A 15,803-nucleotide genomic window follows, 5' to 3' on the forward strand; every position below is an offset into this window, starting at 1 on the left:
ACGACCCCGGCGACGAGCCCGGGAGTGTTCCTCGTTCCAGGTAATGGCAGTGACTCCTTCGGCCGCGACGCCCCCTCTACCCTGGAGAGATGGGCCGGCTCGACCACCGCGCCGAGGTCCGCGAGTTCCTCGGCTCGCGGCGTGCGCGCATCACCCCCGACCAGGCCGGTTTGCCGGTGTACGGCGGCAACCGCCGGGTCAAGGGACTGCGCCGCGAGGAAGTCGCGCTGCTCGCCGGCGTCTCCATCGACTACTACGTCCGGATGGAACGGGGCAACCTCGCCGGCGCCTCCGAGGGCGTGCTCGACGCGCTGGCCCGCGCGCTGCGGCTGGACGAGGCCGAGCGCGAGCACCTGTTCACCCTGGCCCGCGCCGCCGACACCGGCGCCCGCCGTCCCCGCCGGACGCCACCGGCCGACGTGCGGCCGCCCGTCCGGCAAGTGCTCGACGCCATGACCGAGGCGCCGGCGTGGGTGAGCAACAGCAGGCACGACATGGTGGCCACGAACCGCCTCATCCGCGCCCTCTACGCCCCCGTGCTGGCCGATACCCGCCAACCGGCCAACACCACCAGGTTCGTCTACCTGGACCCGATCGCCCAGGAGTTCTTCGTCGACTGGGACCGGGTCGCCAACGACGCCGCCGCGATGCTCCGCTTCCAGGCCGGGCGCAACCCGCACGACCGGGCGTTGTTCGAGCTGGTCGGCGAGCTGTCGGCGCGCAGCGAGTTCTTCCGCCGGCGCTGGACCTCGCACGACGTGAAGTTCCACCGGCACGGTCGGAAGCGGCTGCGGCACCCGGTCGTCGGCCGCCTCGACCTGGACTTCGAGTCGATGGAGCTGCCGGCCGAGCCGGGCCTGGTCCTCAACGTCTACACCGCCGCCTCGGGCACGCCCACCGCCGACGCGCTCAAGGTGCTGGCCGGCTGGGCCGCCACGCAGGAACAGGCGGAAACGCCGACAACGCCGACGGACCAGCCCTGACCGCGCCCGGCTGCACGCCGCGACCAGGTCCCCGCCACCCGGGCTGCGCGGTGGCACCCGACCACACCAGCCGAGCCCACCGCACAGCCACACGCGCCGACCTCGATCGCCCCACGCGCCGCCGCACCGCTTCGAGCCCTAAGGCGCGTCCCGTTCCGCCGCCTCGGCGATGCGCTTGATGGCCGCCAGCCGCCGGTCCCACTCGGCGGCGAGCGAGGCCATCCACCGCGCCGTCGCGTCGAGCGCCGCGGGCCGCACCGAATAGCGCACCTCACGCCCGACCCGGCCGCCCGAGACGAGGCCGGCGGCGTCCAGGACGGCGAGGTGCTTCACCACCGCCTGCCGTGACACGGGGAGCTGTTCGGCCAGCTTCGTCGCCGTGGTCTCCCCCTGCGCCGCGAGCAGGTCGAGCAGCTGACGGCGCGTCGGATCGACCAGCGCGGTGAGCACGCTGTCGACCTCGTCGGCGGCATTGCGGTCGTTCATCCCGCGCCTATGATCGCACGCGGGTTCCCCCGGACGCGCCTACAGCTCGTAGACCTGACCCGTCTGCGCGCCCTCGACCGACCGCACGTAGGCCCGGGCGACCTTGGCCAGGTCGACCGGCTCCATGCCGGGGAAGAAGTCGCCGTAGTCGTCGAGGCTCTCGGTGAACACGGTCGGGCTGACGGCGTTGACGCGCTGCGGCGCGATCTCGATCGCCGCCGCCCGCACGAACGCCTCCACCGCGCCGTTCGCCATGGACGCCGCGCTGCCGGTCGGCACGGGCTCGCGCGCCAGCACGCCCGTGATGAGCGTGAACGAACCCCGTTCCGCGATCCGGCCGACGCCCTGCCGGACGAGCTCGACCTGGCTCAGCACCTTCCCCCGGAACGCGTCCAGGTAGTCCTGCGCGGTCATCTCGGTGACCGGCTTCCACGGCACGTCGCCCGCCGCGCTCACGACCGCATCGACCCGGCCGACCCGTTCGTACAGCTCGGCGACCTGCGCCGGATCGGTGACGTCGTGGCGCAGGTCACCGCCGGAGCGCCCGACGGTGACGACCTCGTGGCCGCGTTCGGTGAGTGTCGTGTGGACGGCCGTGCCGAGCGTGCCGCCGGCACCGATGAGGACAATCTTCATGGCGATCACGCTAGAGCCGAGCCGCGCAGTCCGTGAAATGCCGATCGCGCAGCACTTATGCTCCACGGTCATGAACGTGGAGTTGCGGCACCTGCGGGCGTTCGCGGCCATCGGCAACGAGCGCACGATCACCGGCGCCGCGGCCGTGCTGCACGTCAGCCAGCCCGCGCTGTCCCGCACGTTGGAGCAGTTGGAGAGCAGGCTCGGCACCCGGCTGGTCGAGCGCACGACCCGCAGCCTGGCGCTGACCGAGGCCGGTGCGCGACTGCTGGCGCACGCCAACCGCATCCTCACCCAGGTGGATGACGCGCTGGCCGAGGTGAAGGCCGGGCCGAGGGCGCTGCGCGTCGGGTTCGCGTGGGCCGCGCTCGGCAGGCACACGGTGCCGTTGCTGCGCGGTTGGCGCGACGCGCGGCCCGACGCGGAACTGCGGGTGTTCCGGCCGGACGACCCCGAGGGCGCGTTGCGGCGCGGCGAGCTCGACGTGGCGTTCGTGCGCTCGCCGGCGACGCCCGATCGTGACCTCGCGTCCGCCGACCTCTACCTCGAACCACGCGTGGCCGCCGTGTCCGAAGATCACCCGTTCGCGCAAGCCCCCGCGGTCCGGCTGGGCGACCTCGCCGACCGGCCCGTCGCGATCTGCGCCACCGCCACCAGCACCAGCACCGACCTGTGGCCGGCCGAGGACCGCCCCGCCGCGCTCGACGTCGCCAACGCCGACGAGTGGCTCACCGCGATCACCACCGGCGACGCCGTCGGGGTCACCACCGACGCGACCGCGCACACCCACCCGCACCCCGGCGTCCGCTACGTGCCGATCACCGACGCCGACCCCGTGGCGGTGCGGGTGGTCTGGCCCCGGAGCGCGACCCACCCCGCCACCGACGCCTTCCGCGAGCACGCGCGCGTGCTGCTGCGGGACGCGTCCCGGCCCGAGAGCTGACGCGCACCGGCCATACTGGACCAGCCAGTACAGTCCTGGGAGGGCCAGTGCTCACGAAGAAGGGCGCCGCGACCCGGCAGCGGATCGTCGAGGCGATGGCCGCGGAGATCCGCGAGCGCGGCATCAACGCGGTCACCCTGGACGACGTCGGGCGGCGCAGCGGCACCGGCAAGAGCCAGCTGTTCCACTACTTCCCCGACGGCAAGGAACAGCTGCTGCTGGCCGTGGCCCAGTGGGAGGCCGACCGGGTGATCGAGGACCAGCAGCCGCACCTCGGGCAGCTCACGTCGTGGGCGGCGTGGCGGCGGTGGCGCGACGTGGTGGTCGACCGCTACCGCAGGCAGGGCGTGCACTGCCCGCTCGGCGTGCTGATCACCGAGGTCGGCAGGTACACCCCGGCGGCGCAGGCAGTCACCCGGCAGTTGCTCGCCCGGTGGCAGCACCAGGTCCGGGTCGGCATCGAGCAGATGCAGGACAGCGGCCGGATCAGCCGTCGCGTCGACCCGGACCGCACGGCAGGCGCCGTGATCGCGGCGATCCAGGGCGGGGTGACGATCCTGCTGTCGACGGGCTCCGCCGACCACCTGGAATCCGCCCTGGACCTCTGCCTGGACCACCTGCGCGACTACCGCTGAACCCAGTTGCGCACGACGGGGCGGTAGCCGGCCGGCTTGTCACCGAGCCGCACGCCGGGGCTGACCAGCCACTCCTGGTAGTCCGGTGTGAACATCCGGTAGACCGACGCCGGCGGTTCGGCACTGGCCTGGTCGAGCCGGTCGCGCAGCTCCGCGGGCAGCTCGAAGTCCAGCGCCGCCACCGACGCGCCGAGTTGCTCCGCGCTGCTCGCGCCGACGATGGCCGCGCCGATCCCGGGCCGGGTCACGGCCCAGTTCAGCGCGACCTGGGCCATCGTCACCCCCAGCTCGGCGGCCACGGCCTCCACCACGGTGAGCAGCTCCCACTGCCGGTCGGTCCACGACGACCCGCCGCCGGCGAGCCTGCCCTCGCCGGTCAGGCCGGCGTCGGAGTGGCGGTACTTGCCGGTGAGGAAACCGCCGCCGAGCGGGCTCCACGCCGTGACGCCGAGACCCAGCTCCTGCCCCACCGGGACGTGTTCCGCCTCGATGGTCCGGTCGACGAGGGAGTACGGCAGCTGGAGGCTGATCATCGGGGTGTGCGAGTGCGCCTCGGCGAGGGTCTGCGCCCGTGCGGCGTACCAGGCGGGCACGTCGGACAGCCCCGCGTGGCGGATCTTGCCCGCCCGCGCCAGGTCGTCGAACGTGCGCAGCACCTCGTCGACCGGTGTCACCCGGTCCCACGTGTGCAGGAGGAAGAGGTCGATGTAGTCGGTGCCCAGGCGCCGCAACGACGCCTCGACCGCCCGGATCATGTGCTTGCGGCCGTTGCCGCCCGCGTTCGGGTCGCCGGGGTCGACGCTGTTGGTGAACTTGGTGGTGAGCACCACCCGGTCGCGCACGCCCGCTTCGGCGACGAGGCGGCCGACGATCGTCTCGCTCTCGCCCGCGGTGTAGAAGTCCGCGGTGTCGACGAAGTTGCCGCCCGCCTCCAGGTAGCGCCGGAAGATCGGCCTGGCCTCGTCCTCGGTCTTGCCGTACGCGGCGTGGAAACCGCCGGTGCCGAAGTTCATCGTGCCCAGCGCCAGCCGGCTGACGCGCAGTCCGGAGCGGCCCAACAAGAAGTAGTCGTCCAATGCCATGCGACCCACGATGCAGAGCCGAAAATGTACCCGCAAGTACAGAAAACGATGACGTACACGCATGACGTCGTCCGACGGTCGCCGGGGACCGCACCGCGTTCCTAGTGTCGGTCCGGGCACTGCGGTGAAGTCCGAGCACCGCGGTCCCGACGCACGAATCTCCCGAGAACGCAGAGGAAACCGATGTCCGAAGTCACGTACACCGCAGTCGCCACGTCCACCGCGGAAGGGCGCAACGGTGGCCGTGCGTCCTCCGACGACGGCGCGCTCGACGTCGCCCTCGCCGTGCCGAAGGAGCTCGGCGGCGCGGGCGGCGCGACGAACCCGGAGCAGCTGTTCGCCGCAGGCTGGGCGTCCTGCTTCGTCGGCGCGGTGCGCCGGGTGGCGGCCGAGAAGAAGGTCCGCCCGACGGACCTCGCCGTGGTCGCGGAGATCACGCTGCACCACGACACCGTCGCGAGCGAGTTCAAGCTCAGCGCGGTGCTCCGCCTGACGGCGTCGGGCATCGACCAGGCGACCGCCGAGCAGCTCGTCGACGGCGCGCACCAGGTGTGCCCGTACTCGAAGGCGACCCGCGGCAACATCGAGGTCGCCCTCCACGCCACCGCCGTCTGACCACAGTGGACGCACGCGCCCGGCCGGGGTCGGGCGCGTGCGTCGGCGTTTCAGAGGCGGTCCGCGTCGATGACCGCCCTGGCGAACGGCTGCGGCGCCTCCTGCGGGACGTTGTGGCCGATGCCCTCGAAGATCCGGTGGTCGTACCGGCCGGTGAACTTGTCGCGGTAGGACGCGCCGTCGGCCGCCGCGCCGTCGAAGTCGCTGCCGATCGTGATCGCGGGCACGGCGATGGCCGGTGCGGCGGCGAGTTCCCGCTCGTAGCGGTCGTACCGGGCCTCACCGAGCGCCAGGCTCAGCCGCCAGCGGTAGTTGTGGATCACGATGTCGACGTGGTCGGGGTTGTCGAACGCCGCCGCGCTGCGGTCGTACGTCGCGTCGTCGAAGTCCCACCGCGGCGACGCGTCCCGCCAGATCAGCTTGTTGAACCCGTACCGGTCCCGGCGGTAGCCGAGGACGCCGCGCTCGGTGGCGAAGTAGTACTGGTACCACCAGTTCTGCTCCGCCGCGGGCGGCAGTGGCTCCAGGTTCTTCTTCAGGTTCGTGACCAGGTACCCGCTCACCGCGACGATCGCCTTGCAGCGCCGCGGCCACAGCGCGGCGACCACGCCGACCGTCCGCGCGCCCCAGTCGAACCCGCCGAGCACCGCCTGGTCGATCCGCAGCGCGTCCATGAAGGCGATGACGTCGAGCGCCACCGCGGACTGCTGGCCGTTGCGGACCGTGTGCGGCGACAGGAACGTGGTCGCGCCGTAGCCGCGGAGGAACGGCACGAGCACGTGGTAGCCCTCGGCGGCCAGCAGCGGCGCGACGTCGACGTAGCTGTGCGCGTCGTACGGCCAGCCGTGCAGCAGCACCACGGCCTGGCCGCTGCGGGGGCCGAACTCGGCGTAGGCGATGTCGAGCACTCCGGCCCGTACGTGTTTTATCCGGCCGAGCGAGGTGTTGCCGCCGGTCCGCCCGCTCAGCGCGGCGGCGGTCGACGTGGTGGCGGCGGGCAACGACGTCGCCACCGCGCCCGCCGCGACCGCCCGGCCGAACGTTCTCCTGCTGATCATCTCCGGCTCCCTGTGCCGTCTCACCGTGGACGACGGCGACGCTAGGTGCGCCGTGCGGGCGGCCGCGACCGTCGGGTGACGCTGCCGGTGTACGTCACCGCAGCGCGTCGAGCGCCTTGCCCAGGTCAGCGCGGGAGGTCACGCCCAGCTTCGGGAAGATCCGGTGCAGGTGGGTGCCGACCGTCCGGTGCGACAGGAACAGCCGCTGCCCGATCTCCCGGTTGGTCAGGCCCTCGGCGGCCAGCCGCGCGATGCCCAACTCGTGCGGTGTCAGCTTCTCCCGTGCGTCCTGGTCCCGGTTCGGGCTCGACTCCCCCGCGCCGCGCAGCTCACGCCGGGCGCGTTCGCCCCACGCCGTCATGCCGAGCGCGTCGAAGGTGTCCCTGGCGGCGCGCAGGTGCGTCCGGGACTCCACCACCCGCCGTTGCCGGCGCAGCCACTCGCCGAACGCCAGGTGCAGGCGGCCCCGTTCGGCGGGCCACCCGGTCAGGTCGGCGTTCAACGCGGTCGTGAACTGCGGCTCCGCCTCGTCGTTGGGCGCCAGCACGGCACGCGCGTAGCGCAGCCCGATGTGCAGCGCCGGCGACGGTGTCGACGCGGCCGGCAGCTCCAGGTCGCGCACGATGTCCCGCACGGCGTCGGTCCGGCCGGCCCGCACGGCGGCCTCGGTCAACTCGGGGAGGCAGTAGGCGCGCAGGGCCACGTGGTAGGCCGGGTCGGCGGGGTCGTGCAGCCGGCTCAGGTCCGCGAACGCGTCCTCGAAGCGGCCCTCGCCCGACGCCGAGATCCCGGTCGCGAGCCGCGCGGTGGCCAGCACCGGGCGTGCGCCCGCCGCGAGCCCGACCCGTTCCGCCTCCGCGGCCAGCGCCGCGGCCCGCCCGTGGTCACCGCGCAGCGCGGCGATCTCCGCCTGGACGGCCGTGGCGAGCCCGTGCATGAACGGCTGCCGGGTTTCCCGGGCCAGGCTCGCCGCCTCGGCCGCGACCGGCGCGGCCGCGGTCAGGTCGCCGAGCCGGGTCCGGCACCACGCCTCCACGGCCAGCGCCCTGGCCAGCAGCCCGAGGCGGCCCTGGGCACGCAGCCCCGGCGCCGCCGCCGAGGAGGAGCGTGCCGCCAGGTCGAACGCGCCGACCTGCAGGGCCGCGCTGCCCAGGTACCGGTCGACCTCCGGGTCCGTGCCGGTGGCGCCGACCAGGGCGCGCAGCTCGGCCAGCACGGCATCGCCCCGTTCGAAGGGCGCGACGTACGCGGTGATGGCGACCATGGCGGGTTCGTGCGCGCCGACCGGCAGCCTCTCCGCGACGTCCAGCAGCGAACGGCGCGCGTCCGGGCCCGGTTCGACCCAGAAGCACCGCATGGCGGCGCCCCACAGGATCCGGGCGGCGGCGTCGGTCTGCCCGTCGGCGGCGACCGACGCGGCCAGCCCGCCCAGTTCCGCCACGCGGGAGACGTCTTCGCGGACGCCGTCCTCGAAGCCGCTGAGGACCCAGGCGGCGGTGGCGCGCTGGTGCGGCGTGAGGTCCAGGGCCTGTGCGTCGCGCACCAGCCGATCGGCCGTGTCGCGTCGGCCGACCTCGACCGCCAGTTCGGCGGCGCGCAGCAGTCGTGCCGCCCGCCGGGACCGCGACCCGCTCAGCCGGGCTGCCTGCTCCAGGGCGGCCACGGCGGCGGCGAGCCCGCCCCGACGCCGGGCGCGTTCGGCGGTCTGCTCCAGCTCGGTCGCCACGTCCTCGTCCGTTCCGGACGTCGCGGCGGCCCGGTGCCAGGCCCGGCGGTCCGGTTGGGCGACGAGGGTCCCGGCGAGTGCCAGGTGCGCCTGCCGGCGTTCGTCGAACGTCGCCGCCGCGGGCACGGCCGAGCGGATCAGGGGATGCCGGAAGGTCGACACCGGGCCGGCGAGCTCGATCAACCGGGCCTCCACCGCCGGCGCGAGCACTTCCGGCCCGGCCGCCGAACCCAAGAGCAGGCCCGTGGCCTCCAGCGTCTCGGGGACGAGGTCGCTCTGGTTCAGCGCCGCCACCAGCAGCGCGGTGCGGGTGGGCGCGGGCAGGGCAGCGACCCGCGCGGTGAACGCGCGTTCCAGCCGGTCGGTCAGCGGCAGCACCCCGTCCGGCCCGAGCGGCTCCGCCACCGTCGGCAGCTCGACCAGCGCCAGCGGGTTCCCGGCCGCCTGAGCCAGCACCCGCTCCCGCGCCACCGGCGTGAGGCCGGGCGCGACCGAGTCCAGCACACCGGCCGCGTCCTCGTCCGACAGCCGACCGACGGTCATCAGCGACAACCCCGCGTCCGGCAACGGCGAGGGCTCACCGTCCCGCAAGGTCGCGAGCAGCACGACCGGTTCGGACTCGATCCGGCGCGCCACGAAGGCGAGCACGTCCAGCGTCGCGCGGTCGAGCCAGTGCACGTCCTCGGCGACGACCAGCAGCGGCCGGTTCGCGGACTCCTCGGCCAGCAGGGTCAACGCGGCGAGGCCGACGAGGTAGGCACCCGGTGCCGGGCCGTCGGCGAGCCCGAGGGCGGTCCGCAGCGCGTCCCGCTGCGGACCGGGCAGCCCGGCCACACCCGCCCGCACCGGGTGCAGCAGTTGGTGCAGCCCGGCGTACGGGAGGTTCCGCTCGGCCTCCGCCCCGGTCGTCCCGAGCACCCGCAGCCCGGCGATCGACGCCGCGGCGACGGCTTCCGCCACGAGCGCGGACTTGCCGACACCCGCTTCACCGCGCAAGAGGACGCCACCACGTCCCACCGGACCGTCCACCAGCTCGACCAGGGCCTTCAGCTCGGCGTCCCTCCCCAGCAGCGGCATCACCCGGCCGCCAGCCGTGAAGGGCGCAGCGGCGGGTTGCCGCGCAGCCGCGCCCGGTGCGCCAGCGCCTTCATCTTGTTGCCGCACGTGGCCATCGCGCACCACTCCCGGCGGAAGCCGCGCGAGGAGTCGACGTAGACCTGCGTGCACTCCGGACGGCCGCACTCCTTCAGCAGGTCGGCCGCCGGGCCGCCGAGGATCCCGATCGCGTGCCGCGCCACGGAGGACAGCGCCTGCTCCACCGTCGCCGTGAGCACCCGCCCGGCCGGCCCGAGCCTGGGCACCACCGGCGGGTGGGCCGCCACCCGGTTGAGCAGGTCGACCGACGCGGGCTCGTCGCGCTCCCCCACGATCCGGCCCCGCACGAGGACGTAGATCGACTCGCGGAGGGCGACGGCCGCGGCGAGGTCGGCCACGGCGGCACCCGGCGCCGTGTCGGCCACCCCGGACTCGACGAACCACGCGTCCAGAGCGCGCGGCGTGCCCAGCACCTCGCACGGCACAGGGCTCCGCCGGGCGCGGAGCGTGCCCGCGAAATCCAGCGCGAGGTCCCCGCAGGGGAAGGCGTGCTCCACGTAACCAGTCTGGCAGGTGTTGAATACCCACGCCAATCAATAACCGGTTTGACAGGTTGCGAACAGCCGTGGCACAGTGACCCGGTCGTCACTCGGACGGGCCCGCTCACGGGCTCGGCGACTCCCTCACCGCTCGCACGTGTCGTGCGAGTGCGCTGCTGACCCTTCTCGGGTCACGAATCCACTGAGGAAGTCGATGAGACTCTGGACGAAACTCGCCTTGGCCGCCTTGGCGCCGGCGTTGCTCGTGGCGCCGGCCTCCGCCGAGCCCTCGGGCGCGACGCACAACGCCACGTGCGCCCCGATCCCCCTCTCCGCTCCGCCGGGCGCACGGATCGAGGCGGTGCGGGCGGAACCCCGCCCCGGCGGCACCGTCACGTTCCCGCAGACGCCGTTCTCCGCACCCGCGCCCATCGCCGACGTGCCGCCGTACTGCCAGATCACCGTCACCCTCACCCACGACGGGCACGACCACGTCACGGTCGCGGTGGCCCTGCCGGGCACCGGCTGGGCCGGCCGCCTGCAGGCGATCGGCGGGAGCGCCTACGCCGCGGGCGACTTCGGCGCGCCACTGGTCCAGGCGGTCAAAGACGGCTACGCGGGCGTGACCACCGACGCCGGCGTGTCGTCGGACCCCTTGGACACCGGCTGGACCCTGACCGCCGGAGGTGAGGTCGACACGACGCTGCTGACGAACTTCGCGACCCGCTCGGCGCACGAGTCCGCGGTGATCGGCAAGGCGGTGGCGCGGGCGTTCTACGGCCGTCCCGTGTCGTACTCGTACTGGAACGGCTGCTCGACCGGCGGTCGGCAGGGCTACGCGGAAGCGCAGGACCACCCACGCGACTTCGACGGCATCCTGGCGAACGCGCCGGCGGTCGACTGGACGCGGTTCGCGATCGCGACCCTGTGGCCGCAGACCGTGATGCACAACGATCGCCACTTCCCGGGCACTTGCGTCCTCACCGCGTTCCGCCGGGCGGCGATCGCGGCCTGCGACCCGCACGACGGTGTCACCGACGGCGTCATCGACCGTCCGGAGGAGTGCGGCTACGACCCCCGCGCGCTGGTGGGCGCCAAGGTGCTCTGCGCGGGCGAGGAGGTCACCGTGACGGCCGAGGACGCGGAGGTCGTGCGCAAGATCTGGGCAGGCCCCACCGACACGCGCGGCCGGAGCCTGTGGTCGGGGCTGCCCAAGGGCGCGGACTTCGGCTGGCTGGCCGGGACCGTGGTAGACGAGAACGGCGTCCCGTCGGCACCGGGGTTCCCGGTCGCCGTGGCGTGGGTGCGGGCGTTCCTGGCGAAGCAGCCCGCGTTCGACACCTCCACCATCACCTACGAGCGGTTCACCGAGCTGTTCCACCAGTCCGTGCGCGAGTACGACGAGGTCATCGGCACGTCGGACCCGGACCTCGGCGGGTTCCGGCGGGCGGGCGGGAAGCTCCTCACCTTCGTCGGCACGGCGGACCAGCTGATCCCGCCCGGCGGCACGCTCGCCTACCGCGACCGGGTGGAACGGCGACTGGGCGGCGCCGACCGCGTGAACGACTTCTACCGCCTGTTCCTCGCACCCGGCGTGGAGCACTGCGGCGGCGGCACGGGCCCGGCGCCGACGAACCCGCTCGGCGCGCTCGTGGACTGGGTCGAGCACGGCCGCGCACCGGCGACCCTGCCCGCGGCGACGGCCGACGGCAGCCGGACCCGCGACCTCTGCGCGTACCCGCAGGTCTCGCGGTACCGCGGGCACGGTGATCCCGCGGTCGCGTCCAGCTACCGCTGCACGCGCCGCTGATCCCCACCACCGCCCGTGCCGACACGCGGCGCGGGCGGTGGCCTCCGGGAGTTCAGCGGCCTCGAAAGCGTTGGCACAGCGGGAATTCCGGGCTGCCGGGCACGACAGGTAGCCGTTAATCGATCGCCGTCACCCGGTCCGGTGGGGCAACATCGACGACTCCGAGGTCGCCTTCGAAAGGAGTCGAATGGCCGCGCCAAGGTCCGGAAAACCCGTGAACAAACGAAAAACCGCGGTGCTGCTCGCCCTGCGCCTGTACGGGCGCGAGTTGCGCCGGCACCGGTTGCTCGCCGTGGGCGCGCTCGTGCTGCCCGCGCTGGGCAACACCTGCCTGCTCTACCTGACCCCGCTGGCGGTCGGCGCGCTCGCGGGTCGCCTCGCGCAGGGCGGCGACACCGGTTTCGCCACCGTGCTGCCGTACCTGCTGGTCTTCGCCGGCCTGATGCTCTTCGCCGAGTTGCTGTGGCGCATCGGCGTCCACTGCCTCAACCGCACCGACGGCCGCGGGATCGAGCACCTGTCCGTCTTCGGCATGGACGCGCTGCTCGCGAAGGACGCGGCGTTCTTCCACGACAACTTCGCGGGCTCCCTCACCAAGCGCGTGCTGAGCTTCGCGTCGCGCTTCGAGGAGTTCGTCGACACGGTGGCGTTCAAGATCGTCGCCAACCTCGTCCCGCTGGGCTTCGCCTGCGTGGTGCTGTGGAGCTACCACCCCTTGCTCGTCGTGGTGCTGCTGGGCCTGATCGTCGTCACCGGGTTCGTGGTCGCGCCGCTCATCCGCCGTCGCCAACGCCTGGTCGCCGAACGTGAGGCCGCCTACGCCCGGCTGTCCGGCCACGTCGCCGACACGTTGACCAACATGGAGACCGTGCGGGCGTTCGCCGCCGAGGACCGCGAGAGCGCGGAGCACCGGAACCGGGCCGCCGAGACCCGGGTGCTGGCGCTGCGGTCGTGGGACTACGGCAACCTGCGCATCGACACCCTGGTCGCGCCGCTGTCCGTGCTGACCAACGCGCTCGGCCTCGCGGTGGCCGTCGGGGTCAGCGGCGGGCTCGGCGTGGAGGCGATCGTGGTGACGTTCGCGTACTTCACCAACGCGACGCGGATCATGTTCGAGTTCAACCAGATCTATCGTCGGGTCGAGAGCGCGCTCACCGAGGCGGCGCAGTTCACCGAACTGCTGCTCGACGACCCGACCGTGCTCGACCCGGAGGAACCGGAGCCGTTGCGCGTCCAGGACTCCGGGGTCCGGTTCGACCACGTGGTGTTCGCGCACGCCGGTAACAAGCCGCTGTTCACCGGCTTGGACCTGGACGTGCAGGCGGGCACGCGGATCGGGTTGGTCGGTCGCTCCGGCGGTGGCAAGACCACGCTCACCCGGTTGCTGCTGCGGCTGGTGGACGTCGACGAGGGCCGGATCCTCATCGGCGGCCAGGACATCGCGCGCCTGCGCCAGGCGGACCTGCGCAGGCTGGTCGCGTACGTGCCGCAGGACCCGGCCATGTTCCACCGGACGCTCCGGGAGAACATCGCCTTCGCCCGACCGGGCGCGACCGACGCCGAGATCCTGCGCGCCGCCCGCGCCGCCCACGTGACGGAGTTCGCGGAGGCGCTGCCCGACGGGTTCGACACGATGGTCGGTGAACGCGGGGTCAAGCTGTCCGGCGGGCAGCGGCAGCGGGTCGCGCTGGCCCGCGCGATCCTGCGCGACGCGCCGATCCTGCTGCTGGACGAGGCGACCAGCGCGTTGGACTCGGAGAGCGAGGTGCTGGTCCAGGAAGCGCTGTGGCGGCTCATGGAGGGCCGCACCGCGCTCGTCGTCGCGCACCGGCTGAGCACCGTCGTGCGGATGGACCGGCTGGTCGTGCTCGACCGGGGCGGGATCGTGGAACAGGGCACGCACGCCGAGCTGCTGGACGCCGACGGCTCGTACGCGAAGCTGTGGCGCCACCAGTCCGGCGGCTTCCTGGACGAGACCGCGCCGGACGAGGTGGGCGCGGGCGTCCCGGACCCGGTGGGGGCCAAGCCGTCCTGAGCCGGGCTTGAACTTCCAGTCGCTGGAACGCCTAGCGTCCCCGACATGACGATCACGGTCCTGGACACCTACCCCGCCATGCGCGAGATCCTGCGGTCGCCCCGAACCGACCGGCCCGAGCTGCTCAAGGCCATGCTCGAACCGGCCGCGGGCATGTACCGGCACTTCCCCGGCGAGGTCGACCTCGTCGCGATGCACGGGATGAGCTCCGGGTTCCCGATCGACCGCGACGAGGAACGGTGCCAGGAGGCGTTGGAGGCGCTGCACGACGCCGACGCGTGGAACCGGATCGAGCGCGCCCTCCACGACGCCCTCGACGTGCAGCTCGCCGCGACCCCGGGCCTCACGGTGCCGGACATCACCGTGCTCATCGTCCTCGGCGACCCCGGTGACGCGCACTTCATGGGCCCGAACCTGGGCATGACGGCGAACGGCAGCGTGTCCGGCTACGTGTTCCTGAACTTCTGGCCGTACCCGGAGAACCTGGCGCGGGTGGAGGCGACGGCGGTCCACGAGCTCAACCACAACCTCCGCTACGGTCCCGGCGCCGTCGTGTGGGACCCGGCGACGGTCACCGTGGGCGAGCACGTGGTGTCCGAGGGCCTCGCCGACGCGTTCGCCCGCCAGTTGTACGGCGACGAGCTCGGGCACGCCCGCATCGGCGTGCCGCACCTGCACGACGACGCGGTGTTCGCCAAGGTCGTCTCCGGCCTCGGCGTGACCGGCATGCACAACTTCACCGCCTGGGTGCACGGTGACGAAGCCGCCGCCCGCTACGGCGCGACCCCGGTCGGGCTGCCCATCGGCGCCGGCTACGCCGCCGGCAACCGGCTCGTGGACACCTACCTGGCCACGACGGGCCGCACCGCGGCGGAGGCGTTGCTGGTGGACAGCCGGGACGTCATCGACACGGCGCTCAGCCGCGTCGCGTAGCCCTACCGGGTCGCCTCGAACTCCTCGTACAGCTCCGGGATGTAGGCGAGCAGGAGGTCGACGGTGCCGAACGCCCCGTTGACCGGGTCGAGCTGCGCGTAGGCGTAGGCGATCTCGGACCCCTTGCGCGACGGCGCCGACTCGCGCACGTCGGTCAACCAGTCCAGGAACGGCACGCGCCGCACGACCAGCACGGGGTTGAGCAGGGCGGCGTAGATCAGGAGCAGGTCCAGCACCACCGGGCGGTTGCGCAGGGCCCACCGGTAGAACTCCGAGAACAGGAAGAACCGGCGCTCCACCGCCGTCGGCGCGATCCCGTGCACCTGCTCGGCGACCGCGGCGCCGTGGTCGGTCGAGGCCTGCTCGGCTTCGCTCCACGCCCGGTCGTGGACGTTGCGGACGGTCAGCTCACCCCGGTGCAGCCGGGTCAGGTAGTCGGCCCACCGCGCCGAACCGGGGTTGCCGAAGCCGTCGGTCGACCGACCGAGCGCGAGCGCGACGCCGCGTTCGATGCCCTCCAGGATCCCCGCGTCGACGTGCGAGATCCACGTGCCCGGCGCGCCGAGCCCGTGATCGTCGAAGAACGACAGCACGCCCTCGATGTTGCGCCAGCGGTCCGCCGCGCCCAGCCCCGCGGCGGGACCGCTCTGCACCAACCGGAGGAACTCCAACCGGTCCGGCATCGTCATCCGGTCGATCTCGGCGGCCGTGCAGTCCAACGACGCCGCGCACTCCGCCGGCGACCGCACCACCGCCATCGCCGGCACCGGCGTGACCAACCCTGCCACCAGCGCGAGCACGACTACCCAAACGGATCTCTTCACACGGGGCAACTTAACGTCTCCGCTCGGTGACGGTGTCCGAAAACCACCCGTTCAGGTCGACGATCCGGCCCGAACCCCTCAAGGCGAAGGCTCTAGCGCTCGTGCGCGAGCTGACCACCGCCTGATCTGTCCCCGTCCCACCCCACCTCGCCCGGATCAGCCGGGCGGCTGATCCGGGCTCCTTTCCTAGGGAGCACTCACGCACCGTGTTGTACGCGTCAGGAACCTGAGCGATCTTGTCGCTGCCGTTCCGTCGCTTCTGGGCTTGCACCCCACCGATTCGCTCGTCGTCGTGGTCCTGACCGGCCCCGACCACAACCACGTCGTGATGCCCCTTCGCCTCGACCTGCCGCCAGCGCAGCATCGGCGCTCGATCGCCGTCCAACTGCTTGACATTCTCCGG

14 protein-coding genes and 1 pseudogene are annotated in these 15,803 nt (G+C 73.1%); 8 read left to right on the top strand and 7 right to left on the bottom strand.

Annotation, left to right across the window (positions count from 1 at the left end; all coding sequences use genetic code 11):
• Positions 1 to 89: 89 nt before the first annotated feature.
• Positions 90 to 983, top strand: coding sequence for a helix-turn-helix transcriptional regulator (locus tag LNK82_RS33985; RefSeq protein WP_230571017.1), 894 nt, complete (start codon positions 90 to 92; stop codon positions 981 to 983).
• A gap of 138 nt (positions 984 to 1,121) precedes the next feature.
• On the opposite strand, the gene LNK82_RS33990 is transcribed toward LNK82_RS33985, so the two are convergent.
• Both LNK82_RS33990 and LNK82_RS33995 read right to left on the bottom strand, forming a co-directional pair.
• Complete coding sequence (locus LNK82_RS33990) at positions 1,122 to 1,469, bottom strand: ArsR/SmtB family transcription factor (protein WP_230571018.1); 348 nt, start codon at positions 1,467 to 1,469, stop codon at positions 1,122 to 1,124.
• Between the two features lie 39 nt (positions 1,470 to 1,508).
• Positions 1,509 to 2,105: a short chain dehydrogenase gene (locus LNK82_RS33995; RefSeq protein WP_230571019.1), complete on the bottom strand. Its 597-nt coding sequence runs from the start codon at positions 2,103 to 2,105 to the stop codon at positions 1,509 to 1,511.
• A 70-nt stretch (positions 2,106 to 2,175) separates the two neighbouring features.
• Here LNK82_RS33995 and LNK82_RS34000 point away from each other — a divergent pair, with 70 nt between their 5' ends.
• Positions 2,176 to 3,048 (top strand): LysR family transcriptional regulator, encoded by an 873-nt coding sequence (locus LNK82_RS34000; RefSeq protein WP_230571020.1) that lies wholly within the window; start codon positions 2,176 to 2,178, stop codon positions 3,046 to 3,048.
• A gap of 47 nt (positions 3,049 to 3,095) precedes the next feature.
• Positions 3,096 to 3,683 carry a TetR/AcrR family transcriptional regulator gene (locus LNK82_RS34005; protein ID WP_230571021.1) on the top strand — a complete coding sequence of 196 codons (588 nt, stop codon included), beginning with the start codon at positions 3,096 to 3,098 and terminating at the stop codon, positions 3,681 to 3,683.
• Here LNK82_RS34005 and LNK82_RS34010 read toward each other — a convergent pair.
• Positions 3,674 to 4,765, bottom strand: a complete 1,092-nt coding sequence (locus LNK82_RS34010) for an aldo/keto reductase (RefSeq protein ID WP_230571022.1) — start codon at positions 4,763 to 4,765, stop codon at positions 3,674 to 3,676. The two genes, LNK82_RS34005 and LNK82_RS34010, sit on opposite strands and share 10 nt — an antisense overlap.
• A gap of 183 nt (positions 4,766 to 4,948) precedes the next feature.
• Between LNK82_RS34010 and LNK82_RS34015 the strand changes: the two genes are divergently transcribed.
• The gene (locus LNK82_RS34015) at positions 4,949 to 5,380 is read left to right on the top strand and encodes an organic hydroperoxide resistance protein (protein WP_230571023.1); all 432 of its coding nucleotides are present in this window, start codon (positions 4,949 to 4,951) and stop codon (positions 5,378 to 5,380) included.
• Between the two features lie 50 nt (positions 5,381 to 5,430).
• On the opposite strand, the gene LNK82_RS34020 is transcribed toward LNK82_RS34015, so the two are convergent.
• The 3 genes from LNK82_RS34020 to LNK82_RS34030 all read right to left on the bottom strand — a co-directional run bounded on the left by LNK82_RS34020 (position 5,431) and on the right by LNK82_RS34030 (position 9,816).
• Entirely contained in the window at positions 5,431 to 6,438 is a 1,008-nt protein-coding gene (locus LNK82_RS34020) for an alpha/beta fold hydrolase (protein ID WP_230571024.1), read from the bottom strand.
• 94 nt (positions 6,439 to 6,532) lie between these two features.
• Complete coding sequence (locus LNK82_RS34025; RefSeq protein ID WP_230571025.1) at positions 6,533 to 9,241, bottom strand: ATP-binding protein; 2,709 nt, start codon at positions 9,239 to 9,241, stop codon at positions 6,533 to 6,535.
• Positions 9,241 to 9,816 (bottom strand): CGNR zinc finger domain-containing protein, encoded by a 576-nt coding sequence (locus LNK82_RS34030; protein ID WP_230571026.1) that lies wholly within the window; start codon positions 9,814 to 9,816, stop codon positions 9,241 to 9,243. The genes LNK82_RS34025 and LNK82_RS34030 overlap by 1 nt, the downstream gene beginning before the upstream one ends.
• A gap of 196 nt (positions 9,817 to 10,012) precedes the next feature.
• Here LNK82_RS34030 and LNK82_RS34035 point away from each other — a divergent pair, with 196 nt between their 5' ends.
• From LNK82_RS34035 to LNK82_RS34045, 3 genes are all read left to right on the top strand, one after another.
• Positions 10,013 to 11,608: a tannase/feruloyl esterase family alpha/beta hydrolase gene (locus tag LNK82_RS34035; RefSeq protein ID WP_230571027.1), complete on the top strand. Its 1,596-nt coding sequence runs from the start codon at positions 10,013 to 10,015 to the stop codon at positions 11,606 to 11,608.
• Between the two features lie 214 nt (positions 11,609 to 11,822).
• The gene (locus LNK82_RS34040) at positions 11,823 to 13,643 is read left to right on the top strand and encodes an ABC transporter ATP-binding protein (protein ID WP_230571028.1); all 1,821 of its coding nucleotides are present in this window, start codon (positions 11,823 to 11,825) and stop codon (positions 13,641 to 13,643) included.
• 45 nt (positions 13,644 to 13,688) lie between these two features.
• Positions 13,689 to 14,576, top strand: coding sequence for a DUF2268 domain-containing putative Zn-dependent protease (locus LNK82_RS34045; protein ID WP_230571029.1), 888 nt, complete (start codon positions 13,689 to 13,691; stop codon positions 14,574 to 14,576).
• Positions 14,577 to 14,578: 2 nt separating this feature from the next.
• Here the strand turns inward: LNK82_RS34045 and LNK82_RS34050 are convergent, their stop codons facing one another.
• Positions 14,579 to 15,400, bottom strand: a complete 822-nt coding sequence (locus tag LNK82_RS34050) for a hypothetical protein (RefSeq protein ID WP_230571030.1) — start codon at positions 15,398 to 15,400, stop codon at positions 14,579 to 14,581.
• A gap of 292 nt (positions 15,401 to 15,692) precedes the next feature.
• Between LNK82_RS34050 and LNK82_RS48425 the strand changes: the two are divergent.
• Positions 15,693 to 15,797: pseudogene (locus tag LNK82_RS48425) on the top strand (hypothetical protein); the annotation flags it as partial.
• Positions 15,798 to 15,803: the final 6 nt, after the last annotated feature.

The organism is Saccharothrix luteola, from assembly GCF_020859565.1.
In the GTDB taxonomy this organism is placed as follows: domain Bacteria; phylum Actinomycetota; class Actinomycetes; order Mycobacteriales; family Pseudonocardiaceae; genus Actinosynnema; species Actinosynnema luteola.

What these genes read in the sequence shown, in the direction of transcription:
- LNK82_RS33985 (WP_230571017.1), top strand. Translation starts at nt 90, where the DNA reads ATGGGCCGGCTCGACCACCGCGCCGAGGTCCGCGAGTTCCTCGGCTCG.
- LNK82_RS33990 (WP_230571018.1), bottom strand. Translation starts at nt 1,469, where the DNA reads ATGAACGACCGCAATGCCGCCGACGAGGTCGACAGCGTGCTCACCGCG.
- LNK82_RS33995 (WP_230571019.1), bottom strand. Translation starts at nt 2,105, where the DNA reads ATGAAGATTGTCCTCATCGGTGCCGGCGGCACGCTCGGCACGGCCGTC.
- LNK82_RS34000 (WP_230571020.1), top strand. Translation starts at nt 2,176, where the DNA reads ATGAACGTGGAGTTGCGGCACCTGCGGGCGTTCGCGGCCATCGGCAAC.
- LNK82_RS34010 (WP_230571022.1), bottom strand. Translation starts at nt 4,765, where the DNA reads ATGGCATTGGACGACTACTTCTTGTTGGGCCGCTCCGGACTGCGCGTC.
- LNK82_RS34015 (WP_230571023.1), top strand. Translation starts at nt 4,949, where the DNA reads ATGTCCGAAGTCACGTACACCGCAGTCGCCACGTCCACCGCGGAAGGG.
- LNK82_RS34020 (WP_230571024.1), bottom strand. Translation starts at nt 6,438, where the DNA reads ATGATCAGCAGGAGAACGTTCGGCCGGGCGGTCGCGGCGGGCGCGGTG.
- LNK82_RS34025 (WP_230571025.1), bottom strand. Translation starts at nt 9,241, where the DNA reads ATGCCGCTGCTGGGGAGGGACGCCGAGCTGAAGGCCCTGGTCGAGCTG.
- LNK82_RS34035 (WP_230571027.1), top strand. Translation starts at nt 10,013, where the DNA reads ATGAGACTCTGGACGAAACTCGCCTTGGCCGCCTTGGCGCCGGCGTTG.
- LNK82_RS34045 (WP_230571029.1), top strand. Translation starts at nt 13,689, where the DNA reads ATGACGATCACGGTCCTGGACACCTACCCCGCCATGCGCGAGATCCTG.